12 protein-coding genes are annotated in these 17,267 nt (G+C 62.9%); 4 read left to right on the forward strand and 8 right to left on the reverse strand.

What is annotated here, in order from left to right; all coding sequences use genetic code 11:
- Positions 1-25 precede the first annotated feature (25 nt).
- The 8 genes from C4Q26_RS27305 to C4Q26_RS27345 all read right to left on the reverse strand — a co-directional run bounded on the left by C4Q26_RS27305 (position 26) and on the right by C4Q26_RS27345 (position 13,909).
- Positions 26-1,513, reverse strand: a complete 1,488-nt coding sequence (locus tag C4Q26_RS27305; RefSeq protein WP_023380350.1) for an efflux transporter outer membrane subunit — start codon at positions 1,511-1,513, stop codon at positions 26-28.
- Entirely contained in the window at positions 1,510-4,617 is a 3,108-nt protein-coding gene (locus C4Q26_RS27310; RefSeq protein WP_023380349.1) for an efflux RND transporter permease subunit, read from the reverse strand. Before C4Q26_RS27310 ends, C4Q26_RS27305 begins: the two co-directional genes overlap by 4 nt.
- Positions 4,614-7,712: an MdtB/MuxB family multidrug efflux RND transporter permease subunit gene (locus C4Q26_RS27315; protein WP_027907606.1), complete on the reverse strand. Its 3,099-nt coding sequence runs from the start codon at positions 7,710-7,712 to the stop codon at positions 4,614-4,616. The genes C4Q26_RS27310 and C4Q26_RS27315 overlap by 4 nt, the downstream gene beginning before the upstream one ends.
- Positions 7,709-8,989: an MdtA/MuxA family multidrug efflux RND transporter periplasmic adaptor subunit gene (locus C4Q26_RS27320; protein WP_023380347.1), complete on the reverse strand. Its 1,281-nt coding sequence runs from the start codon at positions 8,987-8,989 to the stop codon at positions 7,709-7,711. Before C4Q26_RS27320 ends, C4Q26_RS27315 begins: the two co-directional genes overlap by 4 nt.
- Before the next feature lie 271 nt (positions 8,990-9,260).
- Entirely contained in the window at positions 9,261-9,761 is a 501-nt protein-coding gene (tpx, locus tag C4Q26_RS27325) for a thiol peroxidase (RefSeq protein WP_023380346.1), read from the reverse strand.
- Between the two features lie 168 nt (positions 9,762-9,929).
- Positions 9,930-11,210, reverse strand: coding sequence for a serine/threonine transporter (locus C4Q26_RS27330; protein ID WP_023380345.1), 1,281 nt, complete (start codon positions 11,208-11,210; stop codon positions 9,930-9,932).
- Positions 11,211-11,426: 216 nt separating this feature from the next.
- Positions 11,427-12,623, reverse strand: coding sequence for an amino acid aminotransferase (locus tag C4Q26_RS27335; protein WP_104883999.1), 1,197 nt, complete (start codon positions 12,621-12,623; stop codon positions 11,427-11,429).
- 260 nt (positions 12,624-12,883) lie between these two features.
- Positions 12,884-13,909, reverse strand: coding sequence for an Ldh family oxidoreductase (locus C4Q26_RS27345; protein WP_023380342.1), 1,026 nt, complete (start codon positions 13,907-13,909; stop codon positions 12,884-12,886).
- A gap of 142 nt (positions 13,910-14,051) precedes the next feature.
- Between C4Q26_RS27345 and C4Q26_RS27350 the strand changes: the two genes are divergently transcribed.
- The 4 genes from C4Q26_RS27350 to C4Q26_RS27365 all read left to right on the forward strand — a co-directional run bounded on the left by C4Q26_RS27350 (position 14,052) and on the right by C4Q26_RS27365 (position 17,256).
- The gene (locus C4Q26_RS27350) at positions 14,052-14,924 is read left to right on the forward strand and encodes a MurR/RpiR family transcriptional regulator (RefSeq protein ID WP_023380341.1); all 873 of its coding nucleotides are present in this window, start codon (positions 14,052-14,054) and stop codon (positions 14,922-14,924) included.
- Between the two features lie 21 nt (positions 14,925-14,945).
- Positions 14,946-15,698 (forward strand): transporter substrate-binding domain-containing protein, encoded by a 753-nt coding sequence (locus C4Q26_RS27355; RefSeq protein ID WP_023380340.1) that lies wholly within the window; start codon positions 14,946-14,948, stop codon positions 15,696-15,698.
- Between the two features lie 131 nt (positions 15,699-15,829).
- Positions 15,830-16,549 carry an ABC transporter permease gene (locus C4Q26_RS27360; protein ID WP_023380339.1) on the forward strand — a complete coding sequence of 240 codons (720 nt, stop codon included), beginning with the start codon at positions 15,830-15,832 and terminating at the stop codon, positions 16,547-16,549.
- Positions 16,546-17,256: an ABC transporter permease gene (locus C4Q26_RS27365; RefSeq protein ID WP_023380338.1), complete on the forward strand. Its 711-nt coding sequence runs from the start codon at positions 16,546-16,548 to the stop codon at positions 17,254-17,256. The genes C4Q26_RS27360 and C4Q26_RS27365 overlap by 4 nt, the downstream gene beginning before the upstream one ends.
- The last annotated feature ends 11 nt before the right edge of the window (positions 17,257-17,267 follow it).

Raw genomic sequence — 17,267 nt, forward strand, 5'->3', positions numbered from 1 at the left:
AGAAGCTGGCTGGCGACGGTACCTGTCACTCCTGCCGGGCGAACGCCTCGTCGGACTGCCAGCCACCGCCAAGCGCGGCAATCAGCTGGACGCTCGCGACCAACCGCCCCTGCAGCACGTTGAGCACGCTGCGCTCGTTGCTCAATGCCGTGGTCTGCACGTTCACCACATCCAAATAGCCAATCAAGCCTGCACGATACTGGTTCTCGGTCAGTCGCAACGACTCACGCGCGGCATCCAGCGCCTCTTGACGCACCACCGCTTCGTCGGCGTAGACCTTGAGCTGCACCAGGTAGTTCTCGACTTCCTTGAAGCTGTCGAGCACCGTCTGCCGATACTGCGCCACCGTCTGGTCATACACCGCCACGGTGCGATCCACCTCGGCGCTACGTTTGCCAGCATCGAACAGGGTCATGGCCAGCGATGGCCCCACCGACCAGTAACGGTTGGGCAGCTCGATCCAGTTGCTGAAACTGCTGCTGGAATAACCGCCGCTCATGCTCAGGGACAAGTCGGGGAAGTATGCCGCGCGAGACACGCCGATGTTGGCGTTGGCAGCCATTACATTGCGCTCGGCCGACGCGATGTCGGGACGACGTTCGAGCAATTGCGACGGCAATGTTACCGGAATGTCCGGCAACGCCGGTATCGACTGGTTATCAGCCAGGCTGAATTCGGCCGGGGCCTTGCCCATCAGCACCGCAATGGCGTTCTCGAACTGGGCGCGCTGCCACACCAGGTCGATCAGGTCGGCCTGGGTGCTCTTGAGCTGGGTCCGGGCCTGGGCCACCGCATCGGGCCCGGCGACGCCCGCTCGGTACTGGTTTTCGGTCATCCGCAGCGACCGCTGGTAGGCGGCCACCGTGGCCTCCAGCAAGCGCTTCTGCTCGTCGATGACCCGCAGTTGCAGGTAGTTCTGCACCAGCTCCGACTGCTGGCTCAGGCGAATGGCCGCCAGATCGGCAAGACTGGCTTCAGCGCTCGCCTCATTGGCATTGAGCGTTTCACGCAACTTGCCCCACAGGTCGATCTCCCAGCTCACCCCCAGCTGCGCGTTGTAGGTGTTGCGGATGCCGCTGCTGTTGTTGGACAAGCTCGAACTGCTGCTACCGGTGCCCTGGGCCGAGCGGTTCTTGCTGGTGGTCAGGTCCAGGCTGGGGAACAGCGAGGCACGGCTGCTGCGCACCAGCGCCTGGGCCTGACGATACTGGGCTTCGGACTGGGCGACGGTCTGATTGCTGCGATTGAGCTCCTCGACCAGCGCGTTGAGCCCGGCATCGCCGTAGATCTCCCACCACGCCCCACGGTCAATGGCATCGGACGGCTTGGCCTGGGTCCAACCTTCGGCCTGCTTGAACTGGACCGGGGTGCTCATCTGGGGACGATGGTAGTCGGGGCTCAGGGTACAGGCACTCAGCAGCGCCACGCACAGCCCCGCGCCGACCAGGCGCGAGCCACGCCCACGTGTCAGTAACTGCAGGGCACGGTGAAGAGGTGTCTGGGCAAAGTTCATAGCGGGGTTTCCAGGGCGGCGTCGGTGCGCACGCCACGCCAACGGTTGAATCGGTGACGCAAACGGTCGAGGTACAGGTATACCACCGGCGTCGTGTAGAGGGTCAGGACCTGGCTGACCACCAGGCCGCCAATGATGGTCAGGCCCAGGGGCTGGCGCATTTCAGCGCCTTCGGCGCGGCTGAGCAGCAATGGCAAGGCCCCCAGAATAGCCGCCAGAGTGGTCATCAGGATCGGTCGCAAGCGCAACAGGCAGGCCTGTCGAATCGACTCCTCCGGCGTGAAGCCCTGGTGACGCTCAAGCTGCAAGGCCAGGTCGATCATGAGGATGGCGTTCTTCTTTACCACCCCAATCAGCAGGAACAGCCCCAGCAGCGAAATCAGACTGAACTCGCCACCGGTGGCGTAAAGCGCGAGCAAGGCTCCAACCCCAGCCGAAGGCAGGGTCGAAAGGATGGTCAACGGGTGAATGTAGCTTTCATACAGAATGCCCAGCACCAGGTACACCAGCACCAGGGCGCCGAGGATCATCAGTGGCTGGCCTTCCTGAGTTTTGGCAAAAGCATCGGCAGTACCGCCGAGCTTGGCGATCACCTCTTCAGGCAGGCCAACCTTGGCCACCGCCCGCTCCACCGCGCTCATGGCCTGGTCGGGGCTGTAGCCTTCGGCGACGTCGAACGCGATGTCTTCGGAGGCGAACTGCCCCTCGTGGCTGACCCGGTCGTTGGCCAGGCTGTTCTCGTAACGGGCGATGGTTGACAGTGGTACCCGGGCACCGTCGGCGGTGATGACCTGGACCTGCTCGAGCGTGGTCGGGTCCCAGGCGTATTTCGGGTTGATCTCCAACACCACCTGGTACTGGTTGAGGCTGTCGTAGATGGTGGAGATCTGCCGCTGGCTGTAGGCGTTGTTGAGCACGGTGGTAACCATGTCCATGTCGATGCCCAGGCGCTTGGCCTGGTCACGATCGACCACCAGGGTCACTTGCTGGGTACCCGAGCCGTCACGGGCGTCGATGGCGGTCAACTCCGGCAGCGCACGCAAGGCGGCGACCACTTTCGGGAACCATTCGCGCAGCGCCGCCAGGTCGCCGCTCTGCAAGGTGTAGAGGTACTGCGACGAAGTCTGGTCGCGACCACCGCCGCCCAACTGCAGGTCCTGGTCGGCCATCAGGAACAGTCGCCCACCCGGCACCTTGGGCATTTCCTTGCGCAAGCGTTCGATGACACGCTGAGCGTTGATCTTTCGTTCGCCGATCGGTTTTAGACGCACCAGCACCATGGCATTGTTGGTACCGCTGTTGCCGCCGATGAAGCCGGCGACACTCTGTACCGCCGGATCGGCCAGCAAGGCGCGTCGGTAGATTTCCATCTTCGGCTGCATCACGCTGAACGACAGGCCGTCGTCACCGCGAATGAAGCCGATCAGCTGGCCGGTATCCTGCTGCGGCATCAGGGTCTTGGGCACCACCACGTACAAGGCGATGTTGACCCCGATGGTCAGCAACAGGCTGATCAGGGTCAGTCGCTTGTGGCGCAGGGCCCAGCCCAGGCTGCGATCGTAGGCATCGACCATACCCTGGTGGAGCTGGTCGCTCCAGCGTTGCAGGCGAGTCTGCTCGCGGTGCTGCGCCTTGAGCCAGCGGGCGCAGAGCATCGGCGTCAGGGTCAGGGAAACCACCAGCGAGACGATGATTGCCGCCGCGAGCGTGACCGAGAACTCCAGGAACAGGCTGCGCACGATACCGCCCATGAACAGGATCGAGACGAACACCGCCACCAGCGAGACGTTCATCGACAGCAAGGTGAACCCCACCTCCTTGGCGCCGAGGAACGCAGCGCGCATCGGAGGTTCGCCGCCCTCGATATGCCGGGAGATGTTCTCCAGCACCACGATCGCGTCATCCACCACCAGACCGGTGGCCAGGATCAGCGCCATCAGCGACAGGTTGTTGAGCGAGAAGCCGCAGAGGTACATGACCGCGAAGGTGCCCACCAGCGACACCGGCACCGCCAGGCTAGGAATCAGCGAAGCACGCAGGTTGCCGAGGAACAGGTAGACCACCAGGATCACCAGCACCACGGCGATCAGCAGGGTATGTTCGGCCTCCTTCAAGGTGGCCTTGATCACCGGCGAGCGGTCCATGGCCACGTTCAGCTTGACGCTGGCCGGCAACAGCGACTCCAACGCCGGGAGCTGTGCCTTGATCTGGTCGACGGTTTCGATAATGTTGGCACCGCTCTGGCGATTGACCACCAGCAACACCGCGCTCTGGTCGTTGAAGAAACCGCTGTTGTAGCGGTTCTCCACCCCGTCGGTGATGGTAGCCACGTCGGACAGGCGCAGGATCGTGCCATTTTCCTGCCGGATCACGATCGGCGCGTAGTCCTCGGCTTTTTCCAGCTGGTCGTTGGCACGCACCTGCCAGTTGCGATCGGCATCCTCGACAAAACCCATGGGCCGCCGCTGGTTGGCATTGGCCACCGCTGTGCGCACTTCGTCCAGCGACAGGCTGTACTGGTTGAGCAGTTGCGGCTCCACCGCGATACGCACTGCCGGCAACGAGCTACCGCCGATCTGCACCTCGCCTACCCCACTCACCTGGGCCAGGCTCTGGGACAGGATGGTGTCGGCAAGATCGTACAGCTGGCCTTTCTGCAGCACATCCGACGTCAACGACAGCACCATGATCGGCGCCTGGGACGGGTTGATCTTCTTGTAGGTGGGCATGCTGCGCATGCCACTGGGCAGCAGGTTGCGAGTGGCATTGATCGCCGCCTGCACCTCGCGCGCCGCGCCATCGATGTCACGGCCCTGTTCGAAACCGATGATCACCCGGGTCGAGCCCTGGTTCGAACTACTGGTCAGGGTGGTGACGCCGGCGATGGTGCCCAGCTTGCGCTCCAGCGGCGTGGCGACCGTGGCCGCCATGACTTCGGGGCTGGCACCGGACAGGTTGGCCTGTACCACGATCACCGGGAAGTCGATCTGCGGCAACGGTGCCACAGGCAACAGGCCGAAACTGACGCCACCGAGCAACATGATCGCCAGGCTCAGCAGCATGGTCGCCACGGGGCGACGGATGAAAGGTCCGGACAGGTTCATGCCTCGGCCTGCTTCACGTCAGCGACCGGACGCCAGCGGCGCGCCAGGCGGTCGAAGTACAGGTAGATGACCGGCGTGGTGAACAGCGTCAGCACCTGGCTGACCAGCAGCCCGCCGACCATCACCAGGCCCAGGGGTTGTCGCAGCTCGGCACCGGAACCGGTCGCCAGCATCAACGGCACGGCGCCGAACAGCGCCGCCAGGGTGGTCATCAGGATTGGCCGGAAGCGCAGCAGCGCCGCCTGGTAGATCGCGTCACGCGGTGCCATGCCCTGGTTGCGCTCGGCTTCGAGGGCGAAGTCGATCATCATGATCGCGTTCTTCTTGACGATGCCGATGAGCAAGATGATGCCGATGATGGCGATCATACCCAGGTCGTTGCCGCTCAGGATCAGCGCCAGCAAGGCACCGACGGCTGCCGATGGCAGGGTCGAGAGGATGGTTATCGGGTGGATGTAACTCTCGTAGAGCACGCCCAGCACGATGTACATGGTCACCACGGCGGCCAGGATCAGCAGCAAGGTGCTCGACAGCGAGGCCTGGAAAGCTTCGGCGGCGCCCTGGAAGCGGGTCTGCACGCCAATCGGCATGCCGATCTCCTGCTGCACCTGCTCGATCACCTTCACTGCCTCGCCCAGGGACGCGCCATGGGCCAGGTTGAACGACATCATCACCGCCGGGAACTGGCCAATGTGCGAAATGGCCAGCTGGGCCTGGCGCTGCTCGATGCGCGCCAGTGCCGACAGCCGCACCTGGCCACCGTCTGAAGCCTTGACGTGGATCGACTCCAGGGCCTGTGGGCCAATGCTCGCCGCGGTCTGGGACTGCAGCACCACACGGTACTGGCTGGCCTGGGTATAGATGGTCGAGATCTGCCGCTGACCGAAGGCGTCATACAGGGCATTGGTGATTTGCGACACGTTGATGCCAAGGCGGCTGGCCATGTCGCGGTCGATCACCAGGTACACCTGCAGGCCTTTGTCCTGCAGGTCGCTGGCCACGTCCTGAAGTTCGGGACGCTGCTGCAGAGCCTGGACCAGCTTGCCGCTCCATTGCGCCAGCAACTCGGCGTCGGGCGACGACAAGCTGAACTGGTACTGGGTGCGGCTGACCCTGTCTTCGATGCTCAGGTCTTGCACCGGCTGCATGAACAGGCGAATGCCCACCAGTTTGTCGAGCTGCGGTTGCAGGCGCTCGATGACTTGCGCAGCAGTCACATCGCGATCGCCGTGGGGCTTGAGGTTGATCAGCAGACGGCCGCTATTGAGCGTGGCATTGTCGCCGTCCACGCCTATGTAGGATGACAGGCTTTGCACCGCAGGGTCTTGCAGGATCACTTTGCTCAAGGCCTGCTGGCGTTCGCTCATGGCGGCGAACGAAGTCGATTGCGGAGCTTCGGAAATACCCTGGATCACGCCGGTGTCCTGGGCCGGAAAGAAGCCCTTGGGCACTGCCAGGTACAACACCACCGTCAGTGCCAGGCTCGCCACCGCCACCAGCAGGGTCAGCGGCTGGTGCCGGAGCACCCATTGCAGGCCACGACCATAGTGCGCGATCAGCCAGTCGATCCAGGCGCCGCTGGCGCGATAGAAGCGGCCCTGCGCTTCAGGCTTGGGCTCACGCTTGAGCAAGCGCGCGCACATCATTGGGGTCAGGGTCAGCGACACCACCAGCGAAATCAGGATCGCCACCGCGAGGGTAATGGCGAATTCACGGAACAGCCGGCCGACCACATCGGCCATGAACAACAGCGGGATCAGCACCGCGATCAGCGAGAAGGTCAGGGAAACCAGGGTGAAGCCGATCTGCCGGGCGCCCTTGAGCGCCGCCTGCATGGGGGGTTCGCCTTCCTCGATATGACGGGAGATGTTCTCCAGCATGACGATGGCGTCGTCCACCACGAAGCCAGTGGCGATGGTCAGGGCCATCAGTGTCAGGTTGTTGATCGAAAAACCGGCCAGGTACATCACGCCGAAGGTACCGATCAGCGACAGCGGCACGGCGATCGAAGGAATGAGGGTTGCACTGACGCGACGCAGGAACACGAACGTGACCATGACCACCAGGACAATGGCGATCAGCAGCTCGTGCTGCACGTCCTTGACCGCTGCGCGGATGGTCTGGGTGCGGTCGGTCAGCACTGAAACGTCCAGGCCGGCAGGCAGGTTGTCGGTGATCGTTGGCAGCATCTGCTTGATCCGGTCGACCACTTCGATGACGTTGGCGCCCGGCTGGCGCTGGATGTTCAGCAGCACGGCCTGGTTCTCGTTGGCCCAGGCGGCCAGGCGCTCGTTCTCGGCTCCGTCGACGATCTCGGCGACATCCTTGAGGCGCAGTGGCGCACCGTTGTTGTACGCCAGGATCAGGTTGGCGTACTCCTCGGGCGAGCGCAGTTGGTCGTTGGCATCGAGCATCGACACCCGGGTCGGGCCATCGAAGTTGCCCTTGGGTTGGTTGACGTTGGACGCGCCGATCAAGGTGCGCACGTCTTCGAGATTAAGGCCGTTGGCAGCCAGGGCGTCGACGTTGACCTTGATACGTACCGCCTGGCGCTGGCCGCCGGCGATGCTGACCATGCCCACGCCGCTGATCTGGGCGATTTTCTGCGCCACGCGGGTATCCACCAGGTCGTTGAGCTTGGGCAACGGCATGGTCTTGGAGGCAATGGCCAGGGTCAGCACCGGGGTGTCCGCGGGGTTAACCTTGTTGTACACCGGCGGTGCAGGCAGGTCGCTGGGCAGCAGGTTGTTGGCGGCGTTGATCGCGGCCTGCACCTGTTGCTCGGCAACGTCCATGTTCATGTCCAGGCTGAAGCGCAGGGTCAGCACCGAAGCCCCACCCGAGCTGGTCGAGGCCATCTGGGTAAGGCCTGGCATCTGGCCGAACTGGCGCTCCAGCGGTGCGGTGACCGCGCTGGTCATGACCTGAGGGCTGGCACCGGGATACAGGGTCATGACCCGGATGGTCGGGTAATCGACCTGGGGCAAGGCCGAGACCGGCAGCAGTTTGTAGGCAATCAGGCCGGCCAGGACGATGGCCAGCATGCTCAGCGTGGTTGCGACCGGGCGCAGGATGAACAGGCGCGAGAGGTTCATGCGCCCGCCTTGCCTGCTTCACCCGCCTGGGCCGAACCTTTGGCATCCTGGCCCTGCAGGTGCTGACCGGGCGTGGTGGGGACCTGCGAGCTGTCTTCCACCACCTCCACCTGGGTGCCTTCTCGCAGGCGGTCGGTACCTTCGAGCACCAGTCGGTCGCCTGCGGCCAGGCCTTCGAGGATCACGCTGTGCTCGCCGTCGCTGGCGCCGACCTTCAGCTTGCGGATGTTGACTTTGTTATCGGCATTGACGACGTAGGCGAAGGTGCCATCGTTTCCGAACTGGATGGCCGCTGCAGGGGCAAGCACCACCTGTTTGAGGGTGTCGGCCAGCAGGCGCACGTTGACGAACTGGTTGGGAAACAAGGCTTGGTCCTTGTTCTCGAAACGGCCTTTGAACTTGAGGGTTCCAGTGGTGGTATCAATCTGGTTGTCCAGGCTGCCCAGCACGCCAGTCGATTGCAGCTTGCTGTCGCTGCGGTCCCAGGCCTCGACGGGCAGGCTGGCGCCACTGCGGTAGCGCTCGAGCACCCTGCTCAGTTCGGTTTCCGGCAAGGTGAACGTGACACTGATCGGTTCGGTCTGGGTGATGACCACCAGGGCCGTGGTGTCATTGGCGGCGACCAGGTTGCCCAGGTCGAGCTGGCGCAGGCCTACACGGCCGCTGATCGGCGCACGAATCTGGGTGAAATCGAGGTTCAAACGGGCATCGTTGACCTGCGCCTGGTTGGTCTTGACCAAGCCCTGGAACTGCGCGACCTGGGCTTCGGCGGTATCCAGGGTCTGCTTGGCGATGCTGTCTTCGGCGTACAAACCTTTGTAACGCGCCAGGTCGACCTGGGCGTTCTTCAGTTGCGCCTGGTTCTGCGCCAGGGTGCCTTCAGCCTGCTGCAAGGCGATGCGGTAGCTGCGCGGGTCGATTTCAGCGAGCAGGTCACCGGCCTTGACCTGCTGGCCTTCCTTGAAGTGGATCTTCACCAGTTCGCCTGCAACCCGGCTACGCACATTGACCGTGTTGGTCGCCGTTACCGTGCCGAGGGCTTTGTAGTAGAGCGGGAAGTCGCCAACCCGCACCGGTTCAACCCGCACCGGCACCGGGTCGGTGGATGCACCGAAGCCTGGGCGCCCCTTGCCCATTCCCATGCCCATGCGACCACCACCGGCCTCTTTATGTGCCGGCGTTGCAGGCCACAACCACCAGGCCAGCAGGGCCACCAGCAGCAGGATCAGCAGGCCAACGAGCCAGCGACGGGGGGAACGGGAGACAGAAGCTTGCATGGATTGAACGAACCTTGTTCAGAAAAGGACGGCTTGGAGAGTTTGAACGATAAGCACTGGCTTCGTTTTAGCAAAGGCCCTTTACCAGAGGTTTACCTTCGGCTGACGTTGCCAAGATGCTGAACTTTAAATGAAAACGGCCCGGAACGCGTTCCGGGCCGTTTACAGGGTATTGCTTGAAGCCCTAGTACCGGGCGCCTGCAAGCACTGCGATGTCAGGTGCCGGCGACAGGGCCGGAGCAGGCCACAACGGCCTGCCCCCACGCAGCGTTTACTTCAGAACCGCCAGCGCCGCCGCGTAGTTCGGCTCGTCAGCGATTTCGCCAACCAGCTCGCTGTGCAGCACGTTGTCATTTTCGTCCAGCACTACCACGGCGCGGGCGGCCAGGCCAGCCAGCGGGCCATCGGCGATGGCTACGCCATAGTTCTCCAGGAACTCGCGGCCGCGCAGGGTCGACAGGTTCTTCACGTTTTCCAGGCCTTCGGCACCACAGAAACGCGCCTGGGCGAATGGCAGGTCGGCGGAGATGCACAGCACCACGGTGTTGGCGACGTCGTTGGCCTGGGCGTTGAACTTACGCACGGAGGTGGCGCAGGTTGGCGTGTCGACGCTTGGGAAGATGTTCAGCACCTTACGTTTGCCGGCGAAGTCCTTCAGCGAGGTGTCGGCCAGATTGCCAGCGACCAGCGAGAAAGCGGGAGCCTGGGCACCGACTTTTGGCAGCTCGCCGTTCACCTGAACCGGGTTGCCTTTGAGAGTCACTTGAGCCATGGGCAGAAATCCTTATGCGGGGTTTGAAAAGGACACTGAGTTAAGCATGAAGGCAGCCGGGTGCCTATGGGTGACGGAGAAATTGTTTTATTGCCGGACAATTCTTGTGGACAAAAAAATGTCCGGATGGCCACAGACCATCCGGACATTTTTAGTTTTGGCGGTGGATTAGCCCAGCAGGCCGTAGACCACCGAGGTCAGTGCGACCAGGCCGACCACAACGACGAAGACGTTGGACAGCGCCCCGCTGTACTTGCGCATCGACGGCACGCGACGGATGGCGTACATCGGCATCAGGAACAGCAGTACCGCGATGATCGGGCCGCCCAGCGACTCGATCATGCCGAGGATGCTCGGGTTGAGCGTGGCGACGATCCAGCACACCACCAGCATCAGCGCGGCGACCACGCGATCCAGGGTCTTGGCGCCGGGGCGCAGGCCAGCCTTGGCGATGATGCCCTTGAGGCCTTCGCTGGCACCGATGTAGTGCCCCAGGAACGACTTGGCGATGGCGATGAAGGCGATCAGCGGCGCGGCAAAGGCGATGGTCGGGTTGCTGAAGTGGTTGGCCAGGTACGAGAGGATCGACAAGTTCTGCGCCTTGGCTTCGGCCAGCTGGGCGCTGCTAAGGGTCAGCACGCAGCTGAAGACGAAGAACAGCACCATGGCCACCATCAGCAGGTGGGCACGGGCCAGGATCTGGCCGCTGCGCTCGTCGGCGTGCTCACCGTAGCGACGCTTCTGGTCCACCGCGAACGCGGAAATGATGGGCGAGTGGTTGAACGAGAACACCATCACCGGAATCGCCAGCCACACGGTGTGCAGGAAGGCCGAACCGGACGGCACCTGGTTGGCACTGTCCAGGATACCGCCGGTCCAGTGCGGCACCAGGTAAAGGCCCAGCAGCGCCAGGGCGACGATGAACGGATAGACCAGCAGGCTCATGACCTTGACCGTGGCCTGCTCACCGCAACGGACGATGGCCAGCAGGCCGAGGATCAGCACGAACGAGAGGATCGCGCGTGGCGGCGGGGTCATGTGCAGCTGGTGCTCCATGAAGCTGCTCACCGTGTTGGTCAACGCCACGCTGTAGATAAGCAGGATCGGAAAGATGGCGAAGAAGTAAAGCACGGTGATCAGGGCACCGGCTTTGAGCCCGAAATGCTCTTCCACCACTTCGGTGATATCGCCACCGTTGCGCCCCGACAGCACGAAACGGGTCAGGCCACGGTGGGCGAAATACGTCATGGGGAACGCCAACGCGGCGAGGATCAGCAACGGCCAGAAACCGCCGAGGCCTGCGTTGATCGGCAGGAACAGGGTTCCAGCGCCGATGGCTGTGCCGAACAGGCCCAGCATCCAGGTGGTGTCGTGACGCGACCAGCTGCCGAGGGTGGCGGGGGTCGATTCTGCAAAGCGTTGTTCAACGCTTGGGGCCTGCTCATTCATTCCGGGTGAAGCTCCACTCGCAAGACTGCAACAGGCTGAGAATGGCGAAATAGACGTTTCGCCCAACTCAACCGGAAAAGAGGGGCGCGATTGTGCCTGCAAAGGTTGCACTTGGGGAAGCCCCGTCCGAGGGACGGTTGCACTTGTCTTTACAAGAGGCGGTGTTACCGGACAAGCCACATCGCCGGCCTACCGGCGATGGGCTGTGATGAAGGCTTACTTCTGAACAGCAGCGAACGCTTCGGCAACCCGTTGCAGGTTGGCCGGGCGCAGGCCCGACATGCACACGCGGCCGCTGTCGATCAGGTACACCCCGAAATCGTCACGCAGGCGACGCACCTGCTCGACGCTGAAGCCGGTGTAGCTGAACATGCCGCGCTGGCGCAGGAAGAACTGGAAGTCCTGGCCTGGCAGCAATACCGCCAGGGCGTCCACCAGGGCCTGACGCATGTCGAGGATGCGCTTGCGCATGACTTCGACTTCCGCGACCCACTGGGCGTTGAGGGCCGGGTCGCCGAGCACGCCGGCCACCAACTGGGCACCGAAGTTGGGCGGGCTGGAGTAGTTGCGGCGCACGGTGGCCTTGAGCTGGCCGAGCACGCTCTGGGTGGTGGCTTCGTCGTCGCAGACCACCGACAGCCCCCCTACCCGCTCGCCATACAGCGAGAAGATCTTCGAGAACGAGTTGCTGACCAAGCACGGCACGCCGGCGCGGGCCATTTCACGGATGGCGTAGGCGTCTTCCACCAGGCCCTCGCCGAAGCCCTGGTAAGCGATGTCGAGGAACGGAATCAGGTTGCGCGCCTTGACCACTTCCACCACTTGTTGCCACTGGTTCTGCTCCAGGTCGGCACCCGTAGGGTTGTGGCAGCATGGGTGCAGCAGGACGATGCTGTTTTCCGGCAGGGTCTGCAGGGTGGCGAGCATGCCGGCGAAGTCCACGCCACGGGTGGCCTGGTCGAAGTACGGATAGGTGTGGACCTTGAAACCGGCACCTTCGAAGATGGCACGGTGGTTATCCCAGGTCGGGTTGCTGACCCAGACTTCGGAGCCTGGGAAGTAGCGTTTGAGGAAGTCGGCACCGACTTTCAGCGCGCCGGAACCACCGACGGTCTGCACGGTGGCCACACGCTTGCCGGTGACGGCCGGGTGGTCAGCACCGAACAGCAGCGCCTGGATGGCCTGACGGTAGCTGGCCAGGCCTTCCATCGGCAGGTACAGCGAGGCTTCGTGGTCCTGGCCCGCGATGCGTTTTTCCACCGCATCCACAGCCGCCAATTGCGGCACCACGCCGGCCTCATCGTAGTACAGGCCGATACTCAGGTTGACCTTATCGGCGCGTGGGTCGGCCTTGAAGGTCTCCATCAACGAGAGGATCGGGTCGCCGGCATAGGCATCGACATGTTTGAACACAGCGTGCAGCTCCTTGGATCAGGACAGTTCGGAAAGGCTGCCCTGAGGATACCCGGAGTCGGGGCCAAGAAACATCACCTATCGTGCAAGGTTGTCTATGCAAGATTGCATGACGGGAGCGTTTTCTTCGCCCTTTGGATCGAACGCCACCTGCGCGGTGATGGCGAGCAAGGTTCGCCCCTGTCCCGCCATGCCTGTGCGACACGACCAGGTAGGAGCGAGCCTTGCTCGCGATGAAGCAACCTTGGCCTCAAACCCGCTCAGCCAATCATTCCCTGAAGGGACTCCCACTCACACTGCGTCAACGCCACCCCTTGCTCATCGGCCATTTCTCGCTCGCGGTAGCGGCGCTCGCCAGGCATGCGCGTCAACCCCACGGCCTGCATCTGCTCGACCAGCTCACGGCTGCGCTGGGCAAACCGTTCGCCTTCGGCCTTGCTGGGGTCGATGACGATGATCAACTGCCCGGTCCATGGGGTCTTGGCCCCAGGGTGCTTGGACCAATCGAACTCCCAGGAAAAGTTACCTCCGGTCAGGGCCGCCGCCAGCAGCTCGACCATCATCGACAGTGCCGAGCCCTTGTGTCCACCGAACGGCAACAACGCCCCGCCCTCGAGGATGGCCTTCGGGTCGGTGGTTGGCTGCCCATTGGCATCGACCCCCATGCCTTCAGGCAACTGTTGGCCGGCACGGGCGGCGATTTGCACATCGCCGTGGGCCATGGCGCTGGTGGCCATGTCGAAGACGATGGGGTCATGGTCGGCGCACGGAGCAGCGAAGGCGATGGGGTTAGTACCGAACAACGGCTTGCGTGCGCCATGGGGCACCACACAGGTCATGCTGTTGACCACGCTCAGTGCAACCAGGCCTTCCTCGGCGAACGGCTCGACATCCGGCCACAGGGCCGCGAAATGGTGCGAGTTGTGGATTGCCAACACGGCGATTCCGGCACTGCGGGCCTTTTTCACCAGCAGCGCACGTGCGGCTGCCAAGGCGGGCTGGGCAAAACCGCCCGCCGCATCCACCTGGACATAACCGGAGGCGACATCGGTGACCTGCGGTGTTGCGCGGCCATCGACCCAGCCGCTGGCCAGTGTCGAGACATACCCCGGAATACGGAACACCCCGTGGCTATGGGCGCCGTCGCGCTGGGCGCTGGCACAATTGTGGGCCAGCACTTCGGCCACTGCCTCACTGCAACCGTGGCGCTGGAAAATCGCTTGCAACAGCGCCTGCAACTCGGCGAAAGGCACACGCACGACGGGGCTGGTGGAGGGTGCGGACATCTGAAGCTCCTTATTGGATTTGGAGTGGCTACAGCGTTGGCAACGACAAAAACTTTCCTGCAAGTGACAGCTACCTGTCAAATGTTGACTTGATGACAGAAAACATCCATTTTCTTTTCCACGCCTCACCGGGAGCCACAGCATGAGCCAACCGATCAAGCAACGCCTGGAAAACAGCCTGCAAGGGGCCGCTGCCTCAGGCCGCAAGATCGCCACGTACATGCTCGCCAATCTGCACGAACTGCCATTCCAGACTTCGGCCAGCATCGCTGCCAAGCTGGGTGTCAGCGAATCCAGTGTCGGCCGTTTCTGCCGCGCCCTCGGTTACCCTCACCTAAAAGCGCTCAAGCAAGATCTGCAAAGCGACCTGGGCGACGGCCCCTGGCTGGTGGGTGATCGTCTGCAAGAATACCGCCAGAACCATGACCCCAGCGATATCTCTGGCAGCCTGGAGCTGGAAATGGCCGCCTTGGTACGGGTCCACGAGTATCGTCAGACCGACGCCTGGCACCAGGTCGCCCAGCGCCTGGCGCAGAAACCACGGGTATTCATCGCCGGCTTCCAGACCGAGCGCGGCGTCGCCCTGTGCATGACCCACCTGCTGCAATACCTACGCGATGGCGTGCAACAGGTCGATGGCAGCGCCGGGCACTTCGGCGAAGTGCTGCTCGGGCCCGCCGAACAGAGCGCCCTGGTGGTGTTCGAGGCCCGCCGTTATTCACGCCACGCCCTGCTGCTGTGCCAGAAGGCACGGGCCGCCGGCATACCCGTCACCCTGGTGACCGATACCTTCTGCGACTGGGCAGATGCCCACGCCGACGAAGTGTTCCGCGTACCTACCGAGTTCAATCTGTTCTGGGAATCTACTGCCCCCATGCTGTCGTGGGTGCACCTGATGGTCAACGAGGTCTGCAAGAAGCTCGGACCGGATGTTGAAAGACGCTTGGAAGCAACTGCCGCTCTACATAACGAATTCGTCGGCTACACCTCGTGGCCGTCGGGCAAACAACAATAGCAAGAGTGCAAGAGGTGCGAGATGAACAAGACCATGGCTATGGTGGGTGCGTGTGCCCTGCTGCTGGCGGGTGCTGCCAGTGCCGAAACCGTGCGCTTCGCCACCGAGGGCGGCTACCCGCCCTTCAACTATGTCGACGCCGATAACAAGCTGCACGGTTTCGACATCGACATTACCTACGCCTTGTGCGAACAGATGAAAGTCGAGTGCACCCTGGTGGCACAAGACTGGGAAGGCATCATTCCGGCGTTGATGGCGCGCAAGTACGATGCCGTGGTCGCCTCGATGATCGACACCGAAGAGCGCCGCAAAAAGATCGCCTTCACCGACCACTACTACCGTACGCCGCTGGCCGTCGCCGTGGCCAAGGACAGCAAGATCGACGACGCCCAGACCACGTTCGAAGGTTACACCGTGGGCGCCCAGTCCTCCTCCACCCAGGCGATCTACGCCGAGGACGTTTACGCCAAGGCCGGCGCCGAGGTGAAGCTCTATCCAACCATGGACGAGGCCAACGCCGACCTGGCAGCCGGCCGCCTGGACGGGGTGATCGCCGACAAGTTCCCGCTGCAGGAGTGGGTCAACAAAAATGGCAAGGATTGCTGCAAGATCCTCGGTGATGTGGCCGGGACCAAGGCCGACGCCGCCATCGCGGTGCGCAAGGACGACGATGCGCTTCGCCAGCGATTGAATACCGCCCTGGCCGAGATCGTCGCCAACGGCACTTATCAGAAGATCGCCAGCAAGTACTTCGACTTCGACATCTACAACTGACCTGCTGCCCTGTGGGAGCGGGTTTGCCCGCGAATGCGCCCGACCGGGCGACAGGTGCCGCTGTTGCTGGCACTTTCGCGGATAAACCCGGTCCTGCAGGGAGGGTAAGTGATCCCGCGTGAGGGCTTGTCATGCTCGACCAATTGTCACTTCTGTCGTTCGCCAGCGGAGGCTGGGGCCAGGCCCTGCTGGCCGGTGCCCTGGTCACTGTTTCGCTGGCCCTGGCCTGCCTGCCCATCGGCCTGCCGCTGGGCCTTGGCGTGGCCATGGCTGCGCGTTCTCGCAAACGCCTGCCAAGAGCCTGGGCGACCACCTTTTCCACCGTGTTTCGTGGGCTGCCCGAACTGCTCACCCTGCTCATCATCTATTACGGCTGCCAGATCGCCGCGCAAAAGATCCTGACAGCCATGGGCTATGAAGGTGAGTTCCTGATCAACACCTTCCTGGCCGCCATGGTCGCCTTCAGCCTGGTATTCGCGGCGTTCTCCAGCGAGATCTGGCTGGCCGCTTTCAAGACCCTGCCCAAAGGCCAGTTGGAGGCCTGCTCGGCCCTGGGCCTGGGCAAGCGCACGGCGTTCTTCAAGGTGGTGCTGCCGCAACTGACGCGCATCGCCCTGCCCGGCCTTTCCAACAACTGGCTGTCGTTGCTCAAGGACACCTCGCTGGTCTCGACCATTTCCCTGGTCGACCTGATGCGCCAGACCAATCTGGCAGTCAGCGTGACCAAAGAGCCGATGTTCTTCTATGGCGTTGCCTGCGTGGGCTACCTGCTGTTCTCGGCATTGTCGGGGCGGGTATTCGCCTGGATCGAACGACGCTGCAACCGACATCTGCAAGGAGCACGGGCATGAGCTTCGAACAACTGCTGGGCCTGGTACTAGACCCTGACCTGCTGGAGCGCTACGGGCCACGCTTCGTCGATGGCCTGCTGGTGACCGCGAAACTGGTGGCCATCTCCTTCAGTCTGGGCGCCGTCCTTGGCTTGCTGCTGGCATTGGCGAGGATGTCACACAGCCTGTTGTTGCAGCGCATGGCCGCTGGCTACATCTATTTTTTCCGGGGTTCGCCGCTGCTCGCGCAGCTGTTCCTACTTTATTACGGCCTGGGTTCGCTCAAAGGCTTCTGGCAGGACGTAGGACTGTGGTGGTTCTTCCGCGAGGCGTGGTTCTGCACCCTGCTGGCCTTCACCCTGAACACCGCGGCGTACCAAGCCGAAATCTTCCGCGGCAGCCTGATGGCGGTCGCCCCAGGGCAGTACGAAGCCGCGCGAGCCTTGAGCCTGAAACGCTCGACCACCTTCTTCAAGGTGATCCTGCCGCAATCGCTGCTGGTGGCCATCGGCCCGCTGGGCAACGAGTTGATCCTGATGATCAAGGCCAGCGCCATCGCTTCGCTGGTGACCATCTACGACCTGATGGGCGTGACCAAGCTGGCCTTCTCGCGCAGCTTCGACTTCCAGATCTACCTGTGGGCCGCTGTGCTCTACCTGGTGATCGTGGAACTGGTACGGCGCCTGCTCAAACACCTGGAAGCCCGCCTGGGCCGCCACTTGAACTGACGGAAGGATAC

The organism is Pseudomonas sp. SWI44 (assembly GCF_002947915.1).
GTDB classification, from domain to species: Bacteria; Pseudomonadota; Gammaproteobacteria; order Pseudomonadales; family Pseudomonadaceae; genus Aquipseudomonas; species Aquipseudomonas taiwanensis.

What these genes read in the sequence shown, in the direction of transcription:
- C4Q26_RS27330 (WP_023380345.1), bottom strand. Translation starts at nt 11,210, where the DNA reads ATGAATGAGCAGGCCCCAAGCGTTGAACAACGCTTTGCAGAATCGACC.
- C4Q26_RS27355 (WP_023380340.1), top strand. Translation starts at nt 14,946, where the DNA reads ATGAACAAGACCATGGCTATGGTGGGTGCGTGTGCCCTGCTGCTGGCG.
- C4Q26_RS27360 (WP_023380339.1), top strand. Translation starts at nt 15,830, where the DNA reads ATGCTCGACCAATTGTCACTTCTGTCGTTCGCCAGCGGAGGCTGGGGC.
- C4Q26_RS27320 (WP_023380347.1), bottom strand. Translation starts at nt 8,989, where the DNA reads ATGCAAGCTTCTGTCTCCCGTTCCCCCCGTCGCTGGCTCGTTGGCCTG.
- C4Q26_RS27315 (WP_027907606.1), bottom strand. Translation starts at nt 7,712, where the DNA reads ATGAACCTCTCGCGCCTGTTCATCCTGCGCCCGGTCGCAACCACGCTG.
- tpx (WP_023380346.1), bottom strand. Translation starts at nt 9,761, where the DNA reads ATGGCTCAAGTGACTCTCAAAGGCAACCCGGTTCAGGTGAACGGCGAG.
- C4Q26_RS27350 (WP_023380341.1), top strand. Translation starts at nt 14,052, where the DNA reads ATGAGCCAACCGATCAAGCAACGCCTGGAAAACAGCCTGCAAGGGGCC.
- C4Q26_RS27305 (WP_023380350.1), bottom strand. Translation starts at nt 1,513, where the DNA reads ATGAACTTTGCCCAGACACCTCTTCACCGTGCCCTGCAGTTACTGACA.
- C4Q26_RS27365 (WP_023380338.1), top strand. Translation starts at nt 16,546, where the DNA reads ATGAGCTTCGAACAACTGCTGGGCCTGGTACTAGACCCTGACCTGCTG.
- C4Q26_RS27345 (WP_023380342.1), bottom strand. Translation starts at nt 13,909, where the DNA reads ATGTCCGCACCCTCCACCAGCCCCGTCGTGCGTGTGCCTTTCGCCGAG.
- C4Q26_RS27310 (WP_023380349.1), bottom strand. Translation starts at nt 4,617, where the DNA reads ATGAACCTGTCCGGACCTTTCATCCGTCGCCCCGTGGCGACCATGCTG.